The organism is Rothia similimucilaginosa (assembly GCF_029850985.2).
Lineage (GTDB): Bacteria > Actinomycetota > Actinomycetes > Actinomycetales > Micrococcaceae > Rothia.
The window spans coordinates 379,337-403,411 of record NZ_CM138149.1 but is presented as its reverse complement, the minus strand read 5'-3'; the positions used below and the strand labels follow the sequence as shown (position 1 = coordinate 403,411).

Sequence of the window (24,075 nt, the reverse complement as noted above, 5' to 3'; positions counted from 1 at the left end):
AGCATGGTGCCCGTTGGCATTGTGCACAGCCTAGCGAAGAGGTTCAGAGAGAGATATGGCACCGCTGGATTCCCCCTCCATCTACTACTCGGCACGACGTTTTGACGCGATCAACACCATTGACCGCGCCCCCACGAACACTGCGGATATTGTTGCTTCTGGCGCGCTGATTTGGCGTATGCGCGACGGTGCGCTTGAGGTCCTCATCATTCACCGCCCCCGCTACGATGACTGGTCCTGGCCTAAGGGCAAGCAGGATCCGGGCGAGTCCCTGGCTGAGACCGCTATTCGTGAGATTCGCGAAGAGGTCGGTCTGCAGGTTGTTCTGGGTGTGCCCCTGGCGGTGACTTCCTACCCGGTGGGCGGCCGTCCGAAGGATGTTTTCTACTGGGCTGCGGAGCTTCCCGAGGGTGCCCGCGCCCTGGCGGATGAGGGTGAAGTGGATGAGCTGCGCTGGGTATCCACCGAGGTTGCTCGCGCCCTGCTGACCAACGAGGACGACCTGGCACCCCTGGAATCTCTGGAGGCTCTGGCTGAGGCGGATGCGCTGCGTACCCGCCCGATTCTCATTGCCCGCCACGCGAAGGCTAAACCGCGTTCGAACTGGGCTGCTGCTGAGGATGACCGTCCGCTCGCGGCGACCGGTAAGCGTCAGGCGTTGGCCTCTAGCCGTCTCTTTGCGGCGTGGGCTCCGAGCCGTATTATTTCTTCCCCGTGGTTGCGTTGCGTTCAGACCGTGACCCCGTACTCGGTGGATTATGGTGTGTCGGTGAAGGAGAAGAAGTCCCTGTCTGAGGCTGGCGCTCAGCGTCACCCGGCGCGTGTTGCCCGCACCGTGGCGTCGCTGTTCGATAAGGATTCTTCCTCCCTGCTGTGCACTCACCGCCCGGTGCTGCCTCAGGTGATGGATGTTCTGCGTGAGTACCTGTTTGAGGGTTCCGCGGAGGTTCTTCCGACTGAGGACCCGTACCTGGAGCCCGGCGATGCCCTGGTTCTGCAGGTGACTGAGGGCGATGACCCGCGTATTGTCTCGGTGGAGCGTGTACGCGCGGCCCTGGACTAACACCCATATACTTTGATCTTCTAACGGCGAGCGCGCTGGGCTTTATGCTCAGCGCGTTTGCTCTACCTGCGCCCATTCGAGGGTTTACAATAGAGGGGCGGTTGATTTGTGACCGTCTCTCACGTCTACTGACAGGATTCAAGGTTTTTCTTATGACTCACGCAATCCCCACTCCCTATGAAGATCTTCTGCGCGACATCCTGGAGGAAAACAAGGACGCCATCGCCGCCGACGCTCAGCGTTCCGACCGCACCGGCACCGGCACCTTCGGCGTGTTTGGCCGCCAGATGCGCTTCGACCTGCGGGATTCCTTCCCGCTGATTACCACCAAGCGTGTGCACTTCAAGTCGGTTGCTATTGAGCTGCTGTGGTTCCTGCGCGGTTCCTCGAACGTCCGCTGGTTGCAGGAGCGCGGCGTGACCATTTGGGATGAATGGGCCGACGAGAACGGTGACTTGGGTCCGGTGTACGGCGTGCAGTGGCGTTCGTGGCCGACCCCCGACGGAGGCACGATTGATCAGATTGCCAAGGTCATCGACTCGCTCAAGAACAACCCCGCCTCGCGCCGCCACATCGTTTCGGCGTGGAACCCGGTCGAGGTGGACAACATGGCGCTTCCGCCCTGTCACGCGCTCTTCCAGTTCTACGTGCACGAGCGCCCGGACGGCGTGAAGGAGCTCTCCTGCCAGCTGTACCAGCGTAGCGCGGACATGTTCCTGGGCGTGCCCTTTAACATCGCCTCCTACGCCCTGCTGACCTACCTGATTGCCGAAGAGGTGGGCATGGTTCCGGGCGAGTTCGTGTGGACCGGCGGTGACTGCCACATCTACTCGAACCACCTGGAGCAGGTGAAGAAGCAGCTGGGCTACGGCACCGATCCGGAGGGCAACCCCTACCCGCCGCGCGAGCCCTACCCGTACCCGAAGCTCGTTATTAAAACCAAGAAGCCTTCTATTTTCGATTACGAGTACGAAGACTTCGAGCTGGTGGATTACAAGCACCACCCGGGCATCGCCGCCCCGATTGCGGTCTAGCAAGTGTGAGGAGTCATGATGTATTGTCTGGGCGCTATCTGGGCTCAAACCGATGCCGGAGTCATTGGCCGCGCGGGGGATATGCCCTGGCGCGCCCCGGAGGATTTGGCGCATTTCAAGGCGGTTACCCTGGGGGCTCCGGTCATCATGGGGCGCCGCACGTGGGAGTCCTTCCCGCCGCGTTTTCGTCCCCTGCCGGGCCGCACGAATATTGTGATTAGCCGTTCGGTTTCTGAGGCTGAAGAACGCGATGGTGCCCTGTGGGTTCCCTCGCTGGATGCGGCACTGTACGCGGCTCGCGACGCCGTGGGCGCACCGGTCGAAGCTACCCCGGCAGATACCGCTACAGATACCCCCGCGGTTGATGCCTGGATTCTTGGCGGCGGCTCCGTCTACGCGGAGGCGCTCTCCCGCAACGACCTGCCCGCCTTCGGTCGGGTGGAAGTGGTGGAGCGTACGTTCTTCTACTGCCAGGAAGGCAACGAGATTACCGGCGATACGCGAGCGCCCGAACTGCAGCTCGCGGACTCTCACGGAAACTGCGCGGCAGGCTCCCCAAACGGATGCTGGCACGTGGTCTCCGAGACGGCCTGGGAGAAGAGCGAGAAGGGGTACCTGCTCGATGAGTCGGGCACGAAGAACCCCATGTACTTCTCCTTCCAGAGGCTCGAACGTCTCTAGCGTTGGCTCGGCTTCTCCGGCCCGAACGCATCTTTTAGGTACATCGCTCAAGCCCGCGGATACTTCACCCGGAGTGCCGCGGGCTTGAGCGTTTAACCCGCCCCGAGCGCCCCGAGGATAAGCCCCGGCGGTAAGCTCCGCGCCTCCGCGAGATGTTCCGTTCCGAATACCAGATTTTTTGTACGGTGTTATCCCGGATACGCCAACCTGAGAGTACACTGGGAACCATGAACTTTAATCCCGGTGACTCTGTAGGTTTTGTTGGCTGGCGCGGCATGGTGGGCTCCGTCCTCATGAAGCGCATGGTTGAGGAAGGCGACTTCGAGGGCATTACCCCCGTTTTCTTCACCACCTCTAACGTTGGTGGCCAGGCGCCCACCTTCGACGGCGTTCTCGAGCCGTCCGAGCTGAAGGACGCCTACGACATTGATGAGCTGCGCAAGCACTCCATCATCGTGACCGCTCAGGGCGGTGGCTACACCGAGGCCGTGCACCCGAAGCTGCGTGCGGCCGGCTGGGACGGCCTGTGGATTGACGCCGCCTCTACCCTGCGCATGAACGATGACTCCATCATCGTGCTCGACCCCATCAACCGCGAGGTCATCGACCGCGGCCTGGCCTCCGGCGTGAAGGACTACATCGGCGGCAACTGCACCGTCTCCTGCCTGCTGATGGGTCTGGGCGGCCTCTTCAAGAACGACCTGGTCGAGTGGGCAACCTCCATGACCTACCAGGCCGCTTCCGGCGGCGGCGCCCGCCACATGCGCGAGGTGCTCGCACAGTTCCGCGACCTGGGCAACGAGGTCTCTGAGGAGCTGAACGACCCCGCATCCGCAATCCTGGACATCGACCGCAAGATTCTTGCGAAACAGCGCTCCGGTGAGCTGGATTCTACCCAGTTCGGTGTGCCGCTCTCCGGCTCCCTGATTCCTTGGATTGACTCGGATTTGGGTAACGGCCAGTCTCGTGAAGAGTGGAAGGCTGAGGTCGAGACCAACAAGATTCTGGGCCGTTCCGACGATGACAAGATCACTATGGACGGCCTGTGTGTCCGTATCGCTGCGATGCGCTCGCACTCTCAGGCGCTGACCATCAAGCTCAAGAAGGACCTGCCGTTGGAGGAGATTGAGCGTATTATCGCTGAGGATAACCCCTGGGTCCGCTTCGTGCCGAATGAGCGTGAGGCTTCTATGGAGCAGTTGACCCCCGTGGCAGCTTCGGGTGCTCTGGAGATTCCGGTTGGTCGCGTGCGTAAGCTCGCTATGGGCCCCGAGTACATTAGCGCATTCACCGTGGGTGACCAGCTGCTCTGGGGTGCTGCTGAGCCGATTCGCCGTATGCTGCAGATTGCTATTGGCAAGCTCTAAAGCTCGCTGACAAGCTATAGAAAAGCCCTCGCTCTCATTCTCTTATCGGATGGGTGCGAGGGCTTTGTGTGTCTGCGTATAGCTTGCGCGGACCGGGTTAGTGCGGGCCTGGTTAGCGTGAGTAGGTTAGCGCTGGTTTGTGGCGGCCGCCTTACGTTCTGCCTGACGTACGGCTTTGCGTTCCTTACGCTGCTGTCGCCAGGCGCGGTAGCGGTACCAGGCGGTGAGCACCACGTGCTTCATGAAAATATTGGCGCGGTGTGCCCAGGTGAATTCAGTACCCCAAATGCCCAGGCCGATAAAGATGAACAGCCAGCCGGGGCCGGGGGTGACGAGCATAATCAGCCCGGCGATAAAGCAGAAGGTGCCTATGCCGATGACGAGTGGCTTGTAGAGATGACGCATAACCGGATGCGCGTGCATGCGCTCCTTGCGGGCTTCAAGCCAGCGGTGAAAGCGACTGGTTTCGCTTTCCTTGACTTCATCTTCAATGGTTTTCAGGGGTGGTCCTTCCAAACATGCCGTAGGTGGCTTTCACCAGGCGGCGGTGGTTAGAGAATAGCATTCACTGCTGTATAGCGGCTGTGAAAGATTTCGTCATGTATGAGATTTTTCGTCATCTTCAAAGTTTTTCATTTAGCGGCGTTCAAGTCGAAAATACCTTTATATACTGTAAGGGAACAATTCACCCGGCACTACGCCTAAACACTATGGAAGCGACCCAATACCGTGTCCTCCTCACGTCCCGTATCAACGGACTCACCCCGCACCAACGCTGTTGCACCCGCTGGTACCTCTGCGCCCGCCACTGAACGCAACGCCGCACCGACCCTCAACGAACGCCTCGAAAACCTGCCCTTCACCCGCGCCCACGGCAAGCTCCTGGGCATCTCGGGTCTCGGCTGGGCACTGGACGCCATGGACGTCGGCCTCATCTCCTTCGTCATGGCGGCACTCATCAAGGAATGGCAGCTCAGCCCCACCGAGGCCTCCTGGCTCGGATCTATCGGATTCGTCGGCATGGCGCTCGGTGCAACCTTCGGCGGTCTACTCGCCGATAAGCTCGGCCGCCGCTACATCTTCGCCCTCACCCTGCTGGTATACGGTCTGGCGACCGGCGCCTCCGCCCTGGCAACCTCCTTGGGCGTGCTGCTCGTCTTCCGTTTCCTGGTCGGACTGGGTCTGGGCGCGGAGCTTCCCGTGGCATCCACCCTAATTTCTGAGTTCTCACCGCGCGCTATTCGTGGCCGCGTCGTGGTTGCTCTGGAGGCTTTCTGGGCTCTCGGTTGGATTCTCGCCGCTCTCATCGGCACCTTCATCGTTCCGCAAGCGAACGGCTGGCGCTGGGCGCTTGCCATCGGCCTGATTCCCGCCATCTACTCGCTCGTAATCCGTATGGGAACCCCCGAGTCGGTGCGCTTCCTCGAGTCGGTCGGCAAGCACGATCAGGCTCGCCAGATTGTTGAACGTTTCGAGGCTTCCCCCGCTCTCTTCTCCCAAACCGGTAAGAATCAGACCGAAGACACTTCCGTACACGGCGCGTCTGAAAGCGCCGACAATGCAGAATCCGCGAAGATTCACTCCATCTGGGCTACCGGCCAGCGCCGCAAGACCATCGCCCTGTGCGTCATCTGGTTCTGCATCAACCTCTCCTACTACGGCGCGTTCATTTGGATTCCGGCGTTGCTGAACGCCCAGGGATTCAGCCTCGTAAAGTCCTTCACGTTCACGCTCATCATGACCCTCGCCCAGCTACCCGGCTACGCGGTCGCCGCCTATCTCATCGAAAAGTGGGGTCGACGCGCAACTCTGGCGACCTTCCTGCTTGGCTCCGCACTGGCGGCGGCTGGTTACGGCATGGCGCACACCGAGGTATTCATTATCCTCGCCGGATGCATGCTCTCCTTCTTCAACCTGGGTGCATGGGGTGCTCTCTACGCCCTGAGCCCGGAAATCTTCCCGACCCACCTGCGCGGAACCGGCACCGGTGCCGCCGCCGGTATTGGCCGTATCGCTTCCATCACGGCACCGCTCATTGTGCCGCCGCTGGTCGCGTTCGGTGGAACTCCGCTACTTTTCACGCTCTTCTCCACCGCGTTCCTGGTAGCGGCGACCACCGTGTTCTTCCTCCCTGAACGCCGCGGCAAATCCCTCTAACGAGCTGCCCCCCCCTACACGATGAGCTGTCCCTCCTGAACGCTCTTTCCGAGCAATCAGAAGGGGACAGCTCATTTGTCATTTAAGCCCCTCTAACCGTGCACCACAACCTTAAACTATGAGAGGATACGTTCTATGCTCGATTCCTTCCTCTCAAACCCCTACCGCACAGAGTTCAGCCCCTGGCCTGTGAGCGAGCACTACGCTGCAGAACGTGCCGCAGGCGTGCCTGAAGCCATACTGCTACCCGGCGAACTCACTGTGTACCGCAACGATGGGGCAACCATGAGCTACTACTTGGATTGGCCCGAGGAATTCAACGAATACACCCGAGCAATTCCTCTACGCCCCCGCACCAAGAATGGCTACCCGCAGGACTTCATACTCAGCGTTGCCGTGCGCGATGGCCAAGCAATTTTTACTGTAACCACCCTCAGCTTCTGGGAGCAGCGCGACGGCCGACCCTATGAGCGCGAACCCATCGCCCGCGGTTACGTGGACGTCGCCTCCTATGAATCCTGCGGGGAATACGCAGGCAATTCCGCTGTGCCTGCACTCATCGGCTGGGATATCGCCGACCTCTACCCGGCACGCATGACGCTCATCCACGCCCTCTGCGAAGGAATCGCCAGCAGCATCATGATGGGCACCCGAATCCTCGCAGACGGAGAAGTACACATCAACCACAAGGACGGGGAATTCCTCGCTCTGCACGTCAACGCGGTGAGCACCGTAGGCGGCATGGTCCGCGCCCTCGTCATTGAGCAGGACCGTGTACCCAGCGGCGTATATACCGGCACCTCCGAGCGTACCGACCTGCAGACGCGCGCCTACTACGCCAACGTACTCTCTCCCGTTCCCGGCGAGTTCGGCAACCTTGTCTGGTCCCACAGCGAGGACGCGGAATACTACCCGTACCGCCCCACGCGCCATAAGCCGATTTTCCACGCCCCCAGCCCGCCACAGAAGCTTCCCCTCGCGGTTCAGGTGCTGATGGAGCACCTTCCTGCCGCACCCCTGGCGGCAACGCGCACAGCGCCCAAGCGCAGGCCCTACCTGCCGGGGCAGGTGCGTATCTCTTCCCCTCGCCATTAGCTCAGCGGTCAATACTACGCTTCGGGCGGTCTCCAATAAAGAGACCGCCCGAAGCGTTTATTCTATGTGTCCTCGCGCCATGAGAGGCGAGAAGTTAAGCGTTTAGATTTCGCCATTGACCACGACAGGCTCAGGAACCAGGGTCACACCAAAACGTTCACGCACGCCGTCGCGCACAGCACGGGCAATAGCGAAGATATCCTCAGCGGATGCGCCGCCGCGGTTCGTAATTGCCAAGGTGTGCTTGGTCGACAGGCTTGCACGGCCCTGAGCGATCTCGCGGGACTCGCCCTCCAGGCCGAAGCCCTTATCGAAGCCTGCGTGCTGAATCAGCCAAGCGGCCGAGAGCTTCACGTGATCGGGGTCCTCGATACCCGCGGTAAACGGGGAAGTCTTCACGACCACCGGGAAGTTCGGGGCACCCTCGGGCAGGGACTCCAGGGTGGAGCGCGGAACGATCGGGTTGGTGAAGAAGGAACCGGTGGAGAAGGTGTCACGGTCCTCGGGGTTGAGCACCATGCCCTTGGAGCCACGCAGCTCCAGCACCTTCTGGCGCACCAGAGCGGATTCGGCACGCTGACCGGGCTCAACGCCCAGGCTCCTCGCCAGCTCAGCGTAACGAATCGGGGAGGACAGGCTACCGAGGGTGAACTGGAAATCAACGGTCAGCACCACGTAGCGGGGCGAGCCATTGACGGTTGCGCGCTTGAGTACCGAGTCGCGGTAGCCGAAGCGCAAATCTGCGCTCGCGAAGGTCTTCTGAGTATTCTTTTCGCGGTCCCAGGTACGTACGGAGGCAATGAACTCGCCCACCTCAACGCCGTATGCACCGACGTTCTGCACGGGGGTTGCACCCACGGTACCGGGGATGCCGGAGAGAGCCGCAGGGCCAACCCATTCATTATCGATGCTGAGCTTCACGAAGTCGTCCCAGATGGTGCCCGCCTGCACGCGCACGTTCGCGCCGCCGCATGCGGGGATGGGCAGCACCTCTACGCCTTCTGAGGCGATGTGCACGACGGTTCCGTTGAAGCCTTCGTCGGAAACCAGCAGGTTGGAGCCGCCACCCACGATGAGGACGGGTTCGCCTGCGGCATCTGCAGCGGAGACTGCTTCGATAATTTCTGCTTCGGAGGTGGCGCGGACGTAGGTCTTGGCGGGGCCACCTACCTGGGCGGTGGTCAGTTCGCTCAACAGCTTTTCAGTCATAACTTAAGAATACCGGCCGTTGTGCGGGGTCAGCACCCACCACACGTTAAAGTCACGAAAACCTTATGATGATTTTATCTTCATTTTCCGGCGCGCCTCCCACAAAAAAGAAGTGCTACCACCCGCCGGCGAGTGCGCAGCCGAACGCACAAAAGCCCCGGCACTACCGCATCGGGGTAGCGCAGGGGCTTTCACACTGTTGCTTTTACAGGGTTGCTTTCACACGGCTATCTGCAAGCGCAGAAACTCTATGCCGAGAGACGAACCACAGCCTGGCTCTTCATCAGAACCTTCTGCTCCTTGCCTTCCTCATCACGAGCGGTGACTGTCAGGTCAATGCGGGCGGTACACTCTTCCTCATTCAGGGCACCCACCTTACCGCTGATGGTCAGGGCGTTCGTGGGGGTGTCGGGGTTTTCACCGCCAGGTGCATCCGCCACGGGAACGGGCTTGGTGAATCGAGTCTGGTAGTCCACAATCGCGCCGGGATCACCCACCCAGTCACTCACGAGCTGCACTGCGGTACCCATGGTCAGCATGCCGTGAGCAATCACGCCGGACAGTCCCACAGACTGAGCGAAACGCTCGTTCCAGTGAATCGGGTTGAAGTCACCGGATGCGCCAGCATAACGCACCAGCGAAGCGCGGGAGATCTCCACGGTACGCGAACCGATGTCCTGGCCCTTTTCAAGATCTTCAAAACGCACCATTAGTTTTCCTCCTCAGCACGAACCAGCAGGGAAGAGATGCAGGTGGTGACCGGCTCGCCCTGCGCGTCAACGATTTCTTCGCGGGTGGTCAGCATTGCGCCAGCACCCATGACGCGTACGGAGTCCACGTGAACTTCGGTGCGCAGCTCATCACCGGCAACGATGGGGCGGTGGTGGGTGAAGCGCTGGTCGGCGTGCACCACGCGAGAGAAATCAATACCGGCGGAATCATCGTTGATGAGTGCCGCGTCAGCTGCCTGCGCCAGGATAATGGCGAAGGTCGGCGGGGCAATCACATCTGCGTACCCTGCCGCGCGGGCTGCCTCAACGTCGTGGTGGAGGGGGTTTTCTGCGTGAACTGCTCGGGCAAATTCGCGGATCTTTTCACGGCCGACAACGTAGGTGTTCTCGGACGGGTAGACCCTGCCTACAATCTCAGGGTTAATGCTCATGGTTTCAGTCTACCGTTCTTATGCACAGTGTTCAGCTCAAATGCACAGAGTGGACAGACCACTGTGCAGATAACCGGTATGCAGGCAGCCAGAATGTAGGCGTGCAGTATTTCGTCGCATTTTTACCTACTAGCGAAGGCGCCCGGCACACCCCTACCCCTACAGCCTGAGCAAGCGTATGCTGAACGGGTACCCGCAATCAATCAAGAAGGAAAAATTATGTCTTCCAACATAAAAATTTCGGTGCTTGACCTGATGCCGCACCGCCCCGATCAGCGTCAGCACCAGACCATGCTCAATACCATCGATGCCGCCCGCGCGGCTGAATCCTACGGCTACGAGCGTTTCTGGGTCGCCGAGCACCACAATGCCGGCTCCCTGCTGTCCTCTGCAACCGTCGTGGTCATGGCGGAGATTGCCGCCGCAACCGAGCGTATTCGCGTGGGTTCGGGCGGCATTATGCTTCCCAACCATGCACCCTACGTGGTGGCTGAACAGTTCGGTACCCTCAACGCGTTCCACCCCGGTCGTATTGATCTGGGTGTGGGCCGTGCGCCCGGCACTGACCCGATGACCGCCGCCGCTCTGCGCCGCGACGATTCTGCCGCCATGAGCTTCCCCTCCGAAGTACAGCAGCTGCAGCGTTTCCTGGGTGAGCCCTCCCCCATGCACCGTGTGCACGCCATTCCTGGTCAGGGCTCGAATGTGCCCCTGTACATTCTGGGTTCTTCCCTGTTCGGTGCGCAGCTTGCCGCGCAGCTGGGTCTACCCTACGCGTTCGCTTCGCATTTTGCACCCGCGATGCTACAGGAGGCGGTGGACACCTACCGTGCGAACTTCAAGCCCTCGGAGCACCTGGAACAGCCCTACATCATGGTGGGTGCAACCGCGATGCTCGCCGATACCGATGAGCAAGCACGCTACCTGTACACGACCCAGCAGCAGCATTTCCTGGGTGTGGTGCGCGGCAATCTGTCTTTCGCGCCTCCCGTGGAAGATATGGACGCCGTCTGGACCGATGCGGAGAAGATGCACATTGAACGTATGACCGCCGAAGCAATCGTAGGCTCTCCCACCACCGCGCAGGCTCGTATTGAGGACCTGGTGGCGCGCACGGGTGCTGATGAGCTTATCGTCATGACCGAGGCGTGGGAGCACGAGGACCGTCTGCGCTCCTACGAGCTGCTGTCCCAGCTGCCGGTTGTGCGCCGCACCTCCTAACGCTTAGATTAGAGCATAAAGATGAAGCCCCCGAGTTTTTCTCGGGGGCTTTACTATACCCGGCATCGAGCCATGCGCTGAGCGCCTGCAGACCGGGCTTTCGGCAAATAAAATGGGTAAACAAAAAAGCCTGCCTCCGAAGAGACAGGCTTATCTGAGCCCCGACCGGGAATCGATCCCGGGACCTCCATCTTACCAAGATGGCGCTCTACCACTGAGCTATCGGGGCGTAGCGGTGGACGGGCTCGATCCGTCGACCTCACGATTATGAGTCGTGCGCTCTAACCAGCTGAGCTACACCGCCACATCATTAATACGTGCTCTCGCATGAATTAATGAGAGAGCCCCGACCGGGAATCGATCCCGGGACCTCCATCTTACCAAGATGGCGCTCTACCACTGAGCTATCGGGGCAACAGGTAAAACTATACAGGTCTTCACGAATGCTCGCAAGCGGAAAAGCTATGGCATACGCCACATTTTATGCTTGATTGTTCTCCACATTGCCGCATGAGAGCCCAGTGAAGACCAGGAGCCCAGCATTGACCAGATGCCACCGCAACAGCTGCTGGAAACACATCAACACACAAATACATAAAGACCGGCAGGAGAGCTCATCACTCCCCTGCCGGTCTTGAATCATATGCGGATGACAAGGCTACTAACCGATAGCCTCAGCAAGCCCTCATACCGCAGATTCAAGCTTAGCCGAAATCTTAGTAGCGCTTACCGCGGCCGCCAAAGTTACGGCCACCGTCATGGTTGCCACGGTAGCCACCCTCACGACGATTATCACGGCCACCGAAGTCACGGCCACCATCACGGTTACCGCGGTAGCCGCCATCGCGGCGGTTATCACGGCCACCGAAGTCGCGATCACCGAAGTCACGGTCATTGCGCTTGCCACCGAAGTCACGACGCTTGAAATCGCGGTCGCCGCCGAAGTCACGGCCACCGTCACGGTTACCGCGGTAGCCACCTTCACGACGGCCACCCTCACGACGATCAAAGTCGCGGAAACCGCCCTCACGACGACCACCACCGAAGCTGCGGCCGCCACCCCTGGGACCGTTGTCCTTGCGGATGTTGATGAACTCGCCAGCAATCTTGGTGTCGCGCAGGCGATCGAAGAAGTCGCGGGGCAGGTCCTCGGGCAGGCCAACAATGGTGAAGTGCTGGCGAATGTCGATGGAGCCAATCTGGGAGCCCTTAATGCCACCCTCGTTAGCCAGCGCACCCACAATAGCACCTGCGGTCACGCGGGAGGAACGGCCAACGTTCAGTTTGTAGTTGACCATACCCTCGTCGTTGTGCGCGCGCTTTGCCTTACGTCCGCCGCGGTCCGAATCATCGTCAGAGAAGGGGCGAGAGTTACGGGCAATATCTTCCTCCTCATCCAGGAAGAAGGGGCGACCCTGCTGAGCGATAATAGCCAGTGCGGCTGCAATGTCCTCAGCGGTGGTGTCGTGCTCGTTCTCATAGTCCTCGATAATCTGGCGGAAGAAGCTCAGGTCCTCAGACTCGATGGTCTCGGTAATCTGCTGAGCGAAGCGCTGCTTACGGGTCTCATTCACTGCCTCTGCGGTGGGCATATGCATCGGCTCGACCTTCTGGCGGGTTGCCTTCTCGATCTGACGCAGCATGTACTTCTCGCGCGGGGTGACAAAGAGGATTGCTGCACCCTCGCGACCTGCACGGCCGGTACGACCGATACGGTGCACGTAGGACTCGGTGTCGTGGGGGATGTCGTAGTTGACGACCAGGGAGATGCGTTCAACATCCAGACCGCGTGCCGCTACATCGGTTGCAACGAGGATGTCGATGCGGCCGTCACGCAGGGCGTCAACGGTGCGCTCACGCAGCTGCTGGGGGATGTCACCGTTAATCGCTGCTGCCGCGAAACCACGTGCCTTCAGCTTGTCGGCAACTTCCTCGGTTTCCTTCTTGGTGCGCACGAAGACGATAATGCCGTCGTAGTTTTCGACCTCGAGCACGCGGGTCATTGCATCCAGCTTGTGGGAGTGCATGACCTGCATGTAGCGCTGAGTAATATTTGCGCTAGTGGTGGTCTTAGCTTTGACACGAATCTCAGTGGGATCATTCAGGTACTGCTGAGCGATCTTGCGGATCGAGTTGGGCATGGTTGCGGAGAAGAGTGCAACCTGCTTGGTGTCGGGGGTGCCTTCGAGGATCTTTTCCACGTCTTCGGCGAAGCCCATGCGCAGCATTTCGTCTGCCTCATCCAGCACCAGGTACTGCAGGTTGGACAGGTCCAGGGAGCCCTTTTCCAGGTGGTCAATCACGCGGCCAGGGGTACCGACAACGACCTGTGCGCCGCGGCGCAGACCGGCCAGCTGCGGGCCATAGGGGGAGCCACCGTAGATAGGCAGAACGGTGAAGTCCGCCATGTGGGTTGCGTAGGAGGAGAAGGCTTCTGCAACCTGCAGAGCCAGCTCACGGGTGGGTGCCAGAACCAGAACCTGGGTGTCGCGGGAGACGCCGTTGATGTCGGCGAGTTCAGCCATGCGGGACAGTGCCGGCAACGCGAATGCTGCGGTCTTACCGGTACCAGTCTGTGCCAGACCAACCACGTCGTGGCTCTCAAGCAGCAGGGGGATAGTCTGTTCCTGGATGGGGGACGGCTTCTCGTAGCCAACCTCTTCCAGGGCAGCCAGGACGCGGCCATCCAGGCCCAGGTCGGTGAAGCGTACGCCTTCTTCTTCAGCCTTTTCGGCGGTTTCTTCTGCGGCGGGTGCTTCTGCAGTAGTTTCTACGGTGGTTTCTTCTGCTTCTACAGCAGTGCTCTCAAGGGTATTCTCGGTGGTCACAACGGCCTCTGCCTCGGCATTCAGTTCGGCCGGGGTAGCAGTATTCTCAGTCAATTTTTCCTCTATACGGTAGGGGTGGAAGCGCACGCTTTTCGGCGCTTACCGGGTGTCCCCTTCACGGCCCAGCCACACATCATCCCCTGGGGAGTAGAACGTCCAGGGAGCCTCCGTTACCGGCACATTCTGCAGAGGTATTCTGCGGATGCTACGGGTAGCGGCTTTTGCTGGGGGTGGTCTTGAATTTCTCTGCACATTATCCGCACGTCTACTCATACTCTACGCTCGGCGCACAGTAGTCCCTGTGATACAGGGGTGTACAGGGTGGGTAATGCTCACATGTAATATCACGTATTCCTGGTGGTTCGCCTTCTCGCTCTACGGCGGTGGTGTGTCTGTTACAGCAGACGTAGCAAAGACGCTGGACCAGAGATCGTTAAGAGAAGCCCGCGTGTACGGTGTAAACCGCAAGTTTATGGGGCGTATCAATCGGTGATGGTGAGTACGGCGCACCTACAATTCCAGCACCACCTTGGGTGCTGGGTGCGCACAAGACCTTCATCGGGGGTTCCCGTGTTCTACCTAGTGTACCGTAGCGGCACCTATCTGACCTCAAAAGGTGCTTAAAACCTCATCTCTTAACGGCGAGCACCCACCCTCACAGCCGGAGGGCGGGCGCTTTTTCAGGCACGCATCATGCCTATGTAGTCCTCGGATTAATCTACGCGCCGCACAATATCAATCGTGCCAACGGTCGCGTACTTCGCGTAGGAGTGGCGGTAGCGGTCAGCCGCATACTGTGCGGCGTTGGTCGGCGGGTTGCCACCCCAGGAGTTGCTCATGCGGTCGATGACCACGTAGTCGGGGGCAGGCTCACCATCATGTCCAATCCAGTAGACGGTACGACCAGGAATCAGCTGAGTCAGAATCGACAGGTCAGATGCGACCGATACCCCTTCGGGTACCTTCTGGACGGCGTCCTGCTTCATCTGGTCAGTCCTAGTCAGCGCGGAGGCGGTGAACTGCACATTACCCAGGGATGCGAGGGGCTGCTGGGAGCCGGGCATAAAAATCGCGGATGCAGCAAGGAAGAGCGCCGCGGCGGGTAGAGCCCACACGGGCATGCGGCGTACCGTGACGGTGAGGCGGCTGGGATGGGTGTTGGTCTGAGGTTTCTGTGCGGAGGCGCTATCGATTGCGCGCGTAGCCGAGCGTATCGGAACCACTGCGGGAACCACGCCGTAGCGTATCCGCATGACGGCGTCAAGCAGGGCGAGGAAGACGATGGGCATGAGCACGAGCGAGTAGTGCCAGGTGCTTGCCCAGTAGGACTCCATGGCGGAGAGCAGACGCCACGCAAGGGTCGGTAGAACTATTGCCGCGAGCGGAGAAATCACCCAGAGGACTGCCCCGGTAATGAGCAGCAGGCTGAGGGTTGCCAGCTTGGTGTTGTTGCTGAGCATCTGCAGTGCCGAGCCGAAGGGGTCGCCCAGAGCCGCAGAGAAATTCACCTTGTCTGCATAGTCGAAGTGTCCCCCACTGTTGAAGTAGGGCAGAATCACGTAGATGGCAACGGCCGACCAGAATACGCCCCAAATCATGACCATGGTCGATTCGGCGACGGCGGGGGTACGAGCCCAGGAGGAGTAGAGCTGATGCACGCGGATTCGCATCGGGGCCGGGGTGCCCACAGAGAGGCGCGGCATCAGAATGTCTACGGCGGTGCTCAGCCAGCCGGTGCGGATAAAGATAATGAGGCCGATGGCTGCGACAGTAATGCCCATATCTTCTTTGACGAAGGCAATGGGTAGAGCCCACCAGCAAGCATAGGCGAGGTAGCGTGCGCGTTCGGTGCCGCTCACGCGAGAGGCGAGCACCAGGTAACCGAGGCTCATGGCGAGCAGCGGCACGGCGAAGGCTACTTCGTGGAATTGGGCGGCGATAGCTTGCTGAACGCCAAAGCTGAGGGCGAATCCGGCGCCGAGTAGCAGACCGGTGATGGTCGGGATACCGCCCTGAAGTTTTGCGGATTGAACGTTCTGCGTCGGTTCGCTCTTCTGCGCATCTTCAGTTTTCTGCGTATCTTCAGTTTTCTGGGCGAGCGCGAAGGCACGCTGAGTGAAGCGCACAATGGCAAAGCTTGCGAAGGCAACCAGGGCGTTCTGCACCACCAGTAGCGTGGTCGGTGAGGGGAACAACGCATAGACAGGTCCCAGGAGTACCAGAATCGGGTGGAAGTGATCACCCCAGAGGTTAAAATTGGGCCCCTTAATAGGCACGATGGGTACAGAGAAGTGCGAGTACGCCTGTGCCATCTGGGTAAAAATCGCTAGATCCCAAGAGGGGGTAATCCAGTGCTTCATCTGTTGCAGCGAATAGTAGGTGTACAACGCCATAACGGCGGCGGATAGCAACAGACCGGGTAGTAGTTCTAGGGGGCGGATGCTCTTGACGCGCTCGGTAAGGGACTGACGCGACTGTTTCTTGGCGCGCTGAGTACGGCCCGCGCTGGTGGCGGTACTGTTCTTCTGTTCAGGTGCGTCAGTATTCGAGGATGCTTCTTGTGCTTCCGCTGCCATAGGCGTCCTTCTCTCGGGGTGCATGTCCGGGCTGTAGGCGCCCTTGTGAACGGGCAGAACGCATAGCCTATATAGTGCCGGTGGCGGTGTTTGCGTTCATTTCTGCTCTATCTTTTAGGGTATCGCATTAGCGGTGTGACTGCTCTGCCGGGTATTTCTGTCACTTTAGCTGAGGGGCGTATATTGGTTGGGCATCGTCAATGAGGGAATAGACTGGTGGGGTGAGTACGATTCCTCCTGTTTCTCCGCATGGCCGCTCCGAAGCGGATGCACGGCACACCCGGCATCCTTTGGCGGCAGCTGGTGTACCCTATGCACCGGCGCTTGCGGATGCTCTTTACGAACCACGCATTCAGATTCGTACTCTCTCCCCCGCTGTTTCGTCTCTTCCGGGCGTTCTGAGCCCGGAGGTGTGCGAGGTTGTGATTGAGCCGCACGTTCCGGTGCAGTTGGTTCAGACGTTGGGGTCGCTACGCCGCGGTGCCCAGGATCTTTCGTATCGTGCGCTGAGCCGCACGGATGGTGCCGAAAGGATTTGGTTGACGGCTCGCACGCCGTTTCATGAGTTCCCGGCGGTGCTGTACGCCGAACGATTGGGGCAGCCCGCTAAGCTTCCCGAGGCCCTCCCCTCCCTACATCGCCTGCTGATGCGCCCGATGCGTATTCGCATCTGGGTTTCTTATAGTGCCGCTAATCAGCAGATGCAGGCGCGAGCCGACCTTCAGGCGTTAGCGCAGGAAATGACGTACTGGCTGGGGTTGCACGACCCCGCTGAGCAGTTCGGCGCGCTGTCTTCTTTTGAGTCTCTTCCGTCCCGTGTTCAGCAGGCCTGGCGGCAGAATCCGGGGCTCCGCCTCAGCGCCTCGGGGCAGCTGGACCGGCAGATGCTCAACGCCATTGTGGAGCAGCGCATCACCCAGACCGAAGCGTTCAGAGCCCTGGGCTGGGTTCTGCGAAAGTACGGTTCCCCCGCCCCTTTAACCGGGTTGGGGCATCAGCCGGAAGGAATGCGCGTCTACCCAAGCGCCCGGACCCTGGCGATGATTCCTACCTGGGATTGGCATCGGGCCGGCGTTGATAAAAGCCGCTACGACGCTGTGTACGCTTACGCTCGTTCCGCAGAATCTCTAAAAAACATTGCGGCAGAAGGCGACATCGCGCTACTGGCGCGAAGCCTGCACACTGTGCGCGGTGTGGGCCCGTGGAGTATTTCCGAGGCCCTGCAACGGGTGTGCGGGCACCCTGACGCCATCAGCGTGGGCGACTACCATCTGGCGCACGCGGTCGGTGAGCTGTTCACCGGTCAGCGCACCGATGATGCGGGAATGCTCACTCTGCTGGCGCCCTTTAGCCCGCATCGGCAGCGTCTGGTGCGGCTCATGCATGCTTCAGGCTTTTCGAAGCAGCGCTACGGGGCGCGCATGACCATTGAGGATCACCGCGACCGCTAATGCTCCTGCACCCTCACGAGGTTAAAGGGGACGGGGCGCCCCTGCCGGTTGTGCCGGCGGGTACACCCCGTTCAAGCTCTTTTGTAGTGTTGAGCCTTACTTCTTCTCTGCAGAGCCCTCTGCTGCTGCGATCTCTGCACGGACCTTGTCCATGTCGAGCTCGCGGATCGAACCGATTACGGTCTCCAGCTGGTCTTCGCGCAGTGCGCCAGCCTGCTGGTAAACCAGGATACCGCCACGGAAGCCCATGATGGTGGGAATGGAGGTGATGCCTGCTGCCTGAGCAAGCTGGCCCTGGTCCTCGGTGTCGACCTTGCCGAAAACAATGTCACTGTGCTTCTCCGAAGCCGCCTCGTAGACGGGAGAGAACTGCTTGCAGGGACCGCACCAATCTGCCCAGAAGTCCAGGAAGACGATGTCGTTGCTCTCGACGGTAGCAGTCAGGTTCTGCTGAGTAATTTCAATAGTAGCCATGAGATAAAGCTACACCCTCAAGACCCCAATCGCTAATTGTTCGCCCTGGGATTCAAACATTGTGAAAGATATGACAAATTGCGGTCATAGTAAGTACTTTTCGCGGCTGTTTCAGCCGGTTTACGGGCGTGCCGCGAATACTCTGGCGAATGCCCTCATAGCCGAATAATGGAGGCGCCCGACTCGGCAGGCGAAGCCCCTTGGTTATCCCCTACAGCGTCCTGGGGAAAGCCCCCAATGTGGGCACCAAGAAAATACGGGCTCAACCGTGGAAGACCACTATGGTAGAAGATCTTCGCAGTGGAAAGCGGCTTGGCTAGAAAGCGGCTACGGGATCCACCCTGAAACTAGTTTTAGATACACAAAAACCCGGTTACTTTTGTAACCGGGCTATTTGTGGCAGGTGAGGGATTCGAACCCCCGTAGGCAGTGCCAGCTGATTTACAGTCAGCCCCCTTTGGCCGCTCGGGTAACCTGCCGCCTAGCTAAGTGCTAGTTGCTCGCTCAAGCGAACAGAGACTACTCTACAGCAGTTTTAGAGACTTGTACACTTCACATAGGGTTTTGTGACGAAGGTTATATATCTGGTTGCATTTATCGTCTTTTCATCACGCAAGAGCATCATCACACGCTCACCGCGCACCCATATCTATCGCACACATCTATTGCAGCGCGCGTGCTCTCACCTTATGAATAAAGCCGTGAATAAAGCCATCACCTACAGCAGTTTTAGAAGGAACGGGAAGGAATATCGCCATCCTGTTCAAGCAGAAGCACAATCTCCAGGTGCTCCAGGTAGCGGCGCGCCTGCTCCACAGTACACATGTCACCGGCAATCTCACGTTCCAGATCACGGCGAACACCACGGAAACGTGCCACCAGTGAAGGCTCAGTCAGAGTAATACCAATGCCTTCAAAGGGAGAATCCTTAGATTCTTCCGAATGTGGGTCAAGGTGAATATCGTTGTGGTCAGACTCGCTGAGGCGCTCAGCCTCAGGAATATCTTCGGGCTCAGCACCCAGAGAGGTATGTAAGTCAATGAAGAGCAGGGTTTGCAGATCGCGAGCTTCCTCGCTCGTGTGTGCGTCCGTTACAGACAGATTATGAATGGTCATATCTCCATTGTCCTCTTTTTAGGTTGGTAACACCTGTAAAACAGGCCCGTATTTCTGTTAGTTAGCTGTGAACAAGAGCCCCAACCCGGTAGGCTAGTACTAACCGGTGCCAGAAGCACCTCATTCACGAAAGGAAAGCCCATGGCTAGCGAATCGTCATTCGACATTGTGTCCAAGGTGGACAAGCAGGAAGTTTCCAACGCACTGCACCAAGCGCAGAAGGAGATCTCCCAGCGTTACGACTTCCGCGGCGTTGGCGCAGAAATCGATTACTCCGGCGACAAAATCCTCATCAAGGCAAACGCCGAAGAGCGCGCACTGGCAGTGCTGGATGTTTTCCAGTCCAAACTGGTCAAGCGCGGCATCTCCCTGAAGTCCCTGGACTCCGGCAAACCCTACGCATCCGGCAAGGAAACCCGCATCGAGTGCTCCATCAAGGAAGGCATCGCACAGGATCAGGCAAAGAAAATCTCCAAGATGATTCGCGAAGAGGGCCCCAAGGGCGTGAAGGCGAACATCCAGGGCGATGAGCTGCGCGTCTCCTCCAAGTCCCGCGATGACCTGCAGGAAGTCATTGCAATGCTCAAGTCCGCCGACCTTGAGGTTGACCTGCAGTTCACCAACTACCGCTAAGCTCATGCACTCCCCCGCGAGGGAGCACGGTTAGAGACCAATACATAAAAAACCTCGGGGTAACTACTTCCACAGTAGCCACCCCGAGGATTTTTTGTCTGCCGACCCGTCATCGCGGGTCACAATCGTCACCCCGGGTCATATTCATGCAACGCCATATTCATAGAGCGTCACATTCAAGCCCGGAGACGAGGGCGAGAAAAGACTTAGTACTGACCCATCTCACGAGCCTGCTGCTGCAGACGCGCAATACGCTGATCCATCGGCGGGTGAGTAGAGAGCATATTCTTCAACGAACCGAAGGGATTCGCAATCATCATAGCGCTTGCCGCCTCGGTATTGCGGTTGTTCGGATCCATCGGATACATGGACACACCGCTCTCCAGCTTGTGCAGCGCCGAGGCCAGAGCCAGCGGGTCGCCGGTCAGACGTGCGCCGTCCTCGTCGGCGTCAAATTCACGGGTGCGACTAATAGCCATCTGAATGACCTGCGTAGCAATGGGAGCCAGCATGGCAACCACGAACATGGCGAGGGGGTTGGTGCGTTCACCATCGCGATTGGATCCACCGAACATCGCCCCAAACGAGAGGAACTGAGCCACAGTACCGATGATAGAGGCGATACCCGCCGCAACGGAGGAGGTGAGGATATCGCGGTTGTACACGTGCATCAGCTCGTGGCCGAGCACGCCGCGCATCTCGCGCTCATCCAGCAGCTGCAGAATACCCTCGGTGCAGCACACCGCCGCATTCTGCGGGTTACGACCGGTTGCGAACGCATTCGGGGTCATAGTCGGCGCCACGTAGAGGGCAGGCATGGGCTGACCCGCGCGGGAGGACAGCTCCTCCACAATGTCGTAAAGCACCGGAACCTCTTCACGACTAACCGGGTATGCATCCATGGAACGCAGGGCGAGCTTATCGGAATTCCAGTAGGTGTACGCGACCGAAGCCAAACCGAACAAACCCATAATCCAGATGAAAATGGAGGAGCGGAAGCTCACCGAGAGCAGACCGCCAATGAGCAACATCATGCCCACCATGGAGCCCATCAGCAGGGCAGTTTTAAATCCATTGTTATGACTGTGCATGGGTATCCTCCTGAGCAAATAGGTCAGCGTGTACTTGACTCTATAGAGTACGTGTAAGCACCCGCCAGCGCACCTTATGGCACGCGGATTCACCCAGAGCGTCACCGGCGCACCGAACTATGCGGAAGGTGTTAGGGAATGGCACCCGGGATATTCACCAGGGGCACCTGCTCCATTACCTGAGCCGTAGCAGTCGGGAAAATACCGAGCAGCAGAATCGTGCCGTAAGCACCCAGGAAAAGGGTGAAGAGCAGACCAAGCATCAGCTGCCCCTCCAGATCAAAACCGGTGGTAGTACTGCGGTATTGACCGTAAATTACGGGGGTCACGATGGGTACACCAAAGAGCAAAACCATCAGCAGAATGTAAATGGGATTTGTGAAGTCGTATACCATGCCCCTATCCTCCTTGATGGTAATCGCCGGTGCGGGTTACTCTAGGTTCTTTGATTGTACGGCATCTTTTTACACCCGAAGCAGAGGGGGGCGGAGGGGCACCACAGAGTGGATGAAAAGGACACTTCACCGGCTTATTATGAGTTTTTCATAAGATAATTATGAACTTCTCATAATAATGTGTAGACTTATACCTATGACCGACGCAAAGACAACCTCCGATACGAAGAAGACCCAGCATCCAGAACACCACAATACTGGCTGTGCCCACACCACCGGCCTACCTCTACTCCCCGCAATGAGCCCCGAACAGCTCGAAGAAGCATGGACCACCGGCCTGCGCGCCAAGGGCCGCCGCGTCACCAAGCAGCGCCTCGCCGTACTCCATGCAGTACAGGATCACCCGCACTCCACCGCCGACACCATTGTGCAGGCAGTCCGCGAGCGCATCCCCGCCATCACTGTTCAGTCGGTCTACGTGATTCTTGCCGATCTGACCGATATCGACCTGCTGCGCAAGTTTGAGCCGCCGGGAACCCCCGCCCTCTACGAAACCCGAACGGGCGACAACCACCACCACGCCTTCTGCGTACGTTGCGGCAAGGTCGAAGACGTGGACTGTGCGGTCGGTTCCGCGCCTTGCCTGACTCCCAGTAATTTTCATGGCATGGCGCTCTTTAGCGCAGATGTACTGTATCGAGGCGTCTGCGCAGGCTGTCAAACTGAGGCAGAAGCAGAACTGGCGAAGAGCCAGATGCAAGCCGCAGCGAGCGTTCAGCACTAACGAACCACATTCCCACACCTTACTCCGGGCGTGAAAACAGCCCCTCGGTGTTCGTTAGTTGCACCCTAAAACAGGAAGAATGCTCGTCGAAAACCACATAGCATCACCAAAAACACAAGGAGAAGCAAATATGTATCAGACCCCGCAGAACCCCATTCATCCCGGTTCTTACACCACCACGAGCACTGGCACGCCGGTGGCTTCAGATGATCATTCGCTCACCGTGGGCGCCGATGGTCCCATCGTTCTGCACGATGCTTACGCTGTTGAAAAGCTCGCTCAGTTCAACCGTGAGCGTGTGCCCGAGCGTGTGGTGCACGCGAAGGGAACCGGCGCATACGGCTACTTTGAAACCACCGAAGACGTTTCGCAGTACACCCGTGCGGCGCTCTTTCAGCCCGGCGTTAAAACCGAGCTGCTGATTCGTTTCTCAACCGTGGCGGGCGAATCCGGCTCCCCCGATACCTGGCGTGACCCACGCGGTTTCGCGGTGAAATTCTACACCACCGAAGGCAACTACGACCTGGTAGGCAACAACACTCCTATCTTCTTCATTCGCGATGCCATTAAGTTCCCCGACTTCATCCACTCGCAGAAGCGTATGCCCGGTTCGGGTCTGCGCGATCACGATATGCAGTGGGATTTCTGGAGCCTCAATCCGGCATCGGCGCACCAGGTAACCTGGCTGATGGGCGACCGCGGCCTGCCCCGCACCCTGCGCCACATGGACGGCTTCGGCTCTCACACCTACCAGTGGATTAACGCCGAGGGCGAGCGCTTCTGGGTTAAGTACCACTTCAAGACCGAGCAGGGCAACGAGTTCTTCACCCAGGCTCAGGCCGATGAAATGGCGGGTAAGGATGCTGACTTCCACCGCCGCGACCTGCGCGAGGCTATCGAGCGTGGCAACTACCCCGCCTGGACGCTCTATGTGCAGATCATGCCCTATGAGAGCGCGAAGACCTACCGTATTAACCCCTTCGATCTGACGAAGGTGTGGCCACACTCGGATTACCCGCTGATCAAGGTGGGCCGCATGGTGCTGGATCGCAACCCGCAGAATTTCTTCGCTGAAATCGAGCAGGCAGCCTTCTCCCCCTCGAATTTTGTGCCCGGTATCGCGGCTTCGCCCGATAAGATGCTGCTCGGTCGTATCTTCTCCTACCCGGATGCGCATCGCTACCGCATCGGCACCAACTTCGCACAGCTGCCCGTGAACGCACCACACGCAGCGCCGGTGAACAACTATTCGCATGACGGTTCGATGCGTTATAACTTCAACGACCCCTCCGTTCCGACCTACGCGCCGAATAGTCTGGGTGGACCGCATGCGGATGCGGAACGCGCTGGCGAAGGTAGCTGGGAGTCTGATGGCGAGCTGGTACGCACCGCCTACACCCTGCGCCCGGATGATGATGATTTCTCGCAGGCTCGCACCCTCTACGAGGTAACCATGAACGACGAAGAACGCGAACGCCTGATCAGCAACATCTCCGGTCACGTAGGCGCTGTTCGTTCCGACGAGATTCGTGAACGCGCGTTCCAATACTGGGATAGCGTTCACCCTGAGCTCGGTTCTCGCGTTCGCGAGGCCGTGGCAGCCGCCGCATCTGGTTCATAAGATACGGCAGCGTCTGTTCTCCTGTAGATTCGAGAACATGACGCACAGCTGGCTACTACTATGGGGTCGGTGACTTTCAGTGAGGTTGAGTCACCGGCCCCATATTTTAAACCCGTT

21 protein-coding genes and 4 tRNA genes are annotated in these 24,075 nt (G+C 59.0%); 11 read left to right on the top strand and 14 right to left on the bottom strand.

Features of this window, described 5'->3' with window-relative positions; translation table 11 throughout:
- Positions 1-55 precede the first annotated feature (55 nt).
- From QFX07_RS01740 to asd, 4 genes are all read left to right on the top strand, one after another.
- On the top strand, positions 56-1,063 hold the full coding sequence (locus QFX07_RS01740; RefSeq protein ID WP_279754853.1) for an NUDIX hydrolase: 1,008 nt from the start codon (positions 56-58) through the stop codon (positions 1,061-1,063).
- Positions 1,064-1,215: 152 nt separating this feature from the next.
- The gene (locus QFX07_RS01735; RefSeq protein WP_279754852.1) at positions 1,216-2,097 is read left to right on the top strand and encodes a thymidylate synthase; all 882 of its coding nucleotides are present in this window, start codon (positions 1,216-1,218) and stop codon (positions 2,095-2,097) included.
- Between the two features lie 15 nt (positions 2,098-2,112).
- Entirely contained in the window at positions 2,113-2,778 is a 666-nt protein-coding gene (locus QFX07_RS01730; RefSeq protein WP_459741188.1) for a dihydrofolate reductase, read from the top strand.
- Between the two features lie 227 nt (positions 2,779-3,005).
- Positions 3,006-4,145: an aspartate-semialdehyde dehydrogenase gene (gene asd, locus QFX07_RS01725; protein ID WP_279754850.1), complete on the top strand. Its 1,140-nt coding sequence runs from the start codon at positions 3,006-3,008 to the stop codon at positions 4,143-4,145.
- A gap of 126 nt (positions 4,146-4,271) precedes the next feature.
- On the opposite strand, the gene QFX07_RS01720 is transcribed toward asd, so the two are convergent.
- Positions 4,272-4,661, bottom strand: a complete 390-nt coding sequence (locus tag QFX07_RS01720) for a PGPGW domain-containing protein (protein WP_279741368.1) — start codon at positions 4,659-4,661, stop codon at positions 4,272-4,274.
- A 213-nt stretch (positions 4,662-4,874) separates the two neighbouring features.
- Between QFX07_RS01720 and QFX07_RS01715 the strand changes: the two genes are divergently transcribed.
- Both QFX07_RS01715 and QFX07_RS01710 read left to right on the top strand, forming a co-directional pair.
- Positions 4,875-6,302, top strand: a complete 1,428-nt coding sequence (locus tag QFX07_RS01715; protein WP_279754849.1) for an MFS transporter — start codon at positions 4,875-4,877, stop codon at positions 6,300-6,302.
- Positions 6,303-6,437: 135 nt separating this feature from the next.
- On the top strand, positions 6,438-7,397 hold the full coding sequence (locus tag QFX07_RS01710; RefSeq protein WP_279754848.1) for a histidine kinase: 960 nt from the start codon (positions 6,438-6,440) through the stop codon (positions 7,395-7,397).
- A gap of 102 nt (positions 7,398-7,499) precedes the next feature.
- Here the strand turns inward: QFX07_RS01710 and QFX07_RS01705 are convergent, their stop codons facing one another.
- The 3 genes from QFX07_RS01705 to QFX07_RS01695 all read right to left on the bottom strand — a co-directional run bounded on the left by QFX07_RS01705 (position 7,500) and on the right by QFX07_RS01695 (position 9,768).
- On the bottom strand, positions 7,500-8,606 hold the full coding sequence (locus QFX07_RS01705) for a UDP-N-acetylmuramate dehydrogenase (protein ID WP_279754846.1): 1,107 nt from the start codon (positions 8,604-8,606) through the stop codon (positions 7,500-7,502).
- Positions 8,607-8,854: 248 nt separating this feature from the next.
- Positions 8,855-9,316, bottom strand: a complete 462-nt coding sequence (locus tag QFX07_RS01700; RefSeq protein WP_279754845.1) for a MaoC family dehydratase — start codon at positions 9,314-9,316, stop codon at positions 8,855-8,857.
- Positions 9,316-9,768, bottom strand: coding sequence for a MaoC family dehydratase N-terminal domain-containing protein (locus tag QFX07_RS01695; protein WP_005504824.1), 453 nt, complete (start codon positions 9,766-9,768; stop codon positions 9,316-9,318). The genes QFX07_RS01700 and QFX07_RS01695 overlap by 1 nt, the downstream gene beginning before the upstream one ends.
- Positions 9,769-9,987: 219 nt before the next feature.
- Here QFX07_RS01695 and QFX07_RS01690 point away from each other — a divergent pair, with 219 nt between their 5' ends.
- Complete coding sequence (locus QFX07_RS01690) at positions 9,988-10,989, top strand: LLM class flavin-dependent oxidoreductase (protein ID WP_279754844.1); 1,002 nt, start codon at positions 9,988-9,990, stop codon at positions 10,987-10,989.
- A gap of 157 nt (positions 10,990-11,146) precedes the next feature.
- Here the strand turns inward: QFX07_RS01690 and QFX07_RS01685 are convergent.
- From QFX07_RS01685 to QFX07_RS01665, 5 genes are all read right to left on the bottom strand, one after another.
- Positions 11,147-11,218, bottom strand: a tRNA-Thr gene (locus QFX07_RS01685).
- Between the two features lies 1 nt (position 11,219).
- Positions 11,220-11,293 (bottom strand) — tRNA-Met (locus tag QFX07_RS01680).
- Between the two features lie 38 nt (positions 11,294-11,331).
- Positions 11,332-11,403 (bottom strand) — tRNA-Thr (locus tag QFX07_RS01675).
- 302 nt (positions 11,404-11,705) lie between these two features.
- Complete coding sequence (locus QFX07_RS01670) at positions 11,706-13,871, bottom strand: DEAD/DEAH box helicase (protein WP_279754839.1); 2,166 nt, start codon at positions 13,869-13,871, stop codon at positions 11,706-11,708.
- A gap of 659 nt (positions 13,872-14,530) precedes the next feature.
- On the bottom strand, positions 14,531-16,393 hold the full coding sequence (locus QFX07_RS01665) for a DUF2079 domain-containing protein (protein WP_279754837.1): 1,863 nt from the start codon (positions 16,391-16,393) through the stop codon (positions 14,531-14,533).
- Positions 16,394-16,614: 221 nt separating this feature from the next.
- Between QFX07_RS01665 and QFX07_RS01660 the strand changes: the two genes are divergently transcribed.
- Positions 16,615-17,844 carry a DNA-3-methyladenine glycosylase family protein gene (locus QFX07_RS01660; RefSeq protein ID WP_279754835.1) on the top strand — a complete coding sequence of 410 codons (1,230 nt, stop codon included), beginning with the start codon at positions 16,615-16,617 and terminating at the stop codon, positions 17,842-17,844.
- Positions 17,845-17,940: 96 nt separating this feature from the next.
- On the opposite strand, the gene QFX07_RS01655 is transcribed toward QFX07_RS01660, so the two are convergent.
- From QFX07_RS01655 to QFX07_RS01645, 3 genes are all read right to left on the bottom strand, one after another.
- Positions 17,941-18,318 carry a thioredoxin family protein gene (locus QFX07_RS01655; RefSeq protein ID WP_005504813.1) on the bottom strand — a complete coding sequence of 126 codons (378 nt, stop codon included), beginning with the start codon at positions 18,316-18,318 and terminating at the stop codon, positions 17,941-17,943.
- Between the two features lie 397 nt (positions 18,319-18,715).
- Positions 18,716-18,797: transfer RNA gene (locus QFX07_RS01650), tRNA-Tyr, on the bottom strand.
- A gap of 250 nt (positions 18,798-19,047) precedes the next feature.
- Entirely contained in the window at positions 19,048-19,434 is a 387-nt protein-coding gene (locus tag QFX07_RS01645; protein WP_070685751.1) for a hypothetical protein, read from the bottom strand.
- A 141-nt stretch (positions 19,435-19,575) separates the two neighbouring features.
- On the opposite strand from QFX07_RS01645, the gene QFX07_RS01640 reads away from it, so the two are divergent.
- Positions 19,576-20,067, top strand: a complete 492-nt coding sequence (locus tag QFX07_RS01640) for a YajQ family cyclic di-GMP-binding protein (protein WP_070685752.1) — start codon at positions 19,576-19,578, stop codon at positions 20,065-20,067.
- A 206-nt stretch (positions 20,068-20,273) separates the two neighbouring features.
- Here the strand turns inward: QFX07_RS01640 and htpX are convergent, their stop codons facing one another.
- Positions 20,274-21,158 (bottom strand): zinc metalloprotease HtpX, encoded by an 885-nt coding sequence (gene htpX, locus QFX07_RS01635; RefSeq protein WP_070685754.1) that lies wholly within the window; start codon positions 21,156-21,158, stop codon positions 20,274-20,276.
- A gap of 131 nt (positions 21,159-21,289) precedes the next feature.
- A complete protein-coding gene (locus QFX07_RS01630) occupies positions 21,290-21,553 on the bottom strand; it encodes a hypothetical protein (RefSeq protein ID WP_070685756.1) in 264 nt (87 codons plus the stop codon).
- A gap of 196 nt (positions 21,554-21,749) precedes the next feature.
- Here QFX07_RS01630 and QFX07_RS01625 point away from each other — a divergent pair, with 196 nt between their 5' ends.
- Both QFX07_RS01625 and QFX07_RS01620 read left to right on the top strand, forming a co-directional pair.
- Positions 21,750-22,337: a Fur family transcriptional regulator gene (locus tag QFX07_RS01625; RefSeq protein WP_070685758.1), complete on the top strand. Its 588-nt coding sequence runs from the start codon at positions 21,750-21,752 to the stop codon at positions 22,335-22,337.
- A 130-nt stretch (positions 22,338-22,467) separates the two neighbouring features.
- A complete protein-coding gene (locus tag QFX07_RS01620) occupies positions 22,468-23,958 on the top strand; it encodes a catalase (protein WP_279754833.1) in 1,491 nt (496 codons plus the stop codon).
- Positions 23,959-24,075: the final 117 nt, after the last annotated feature.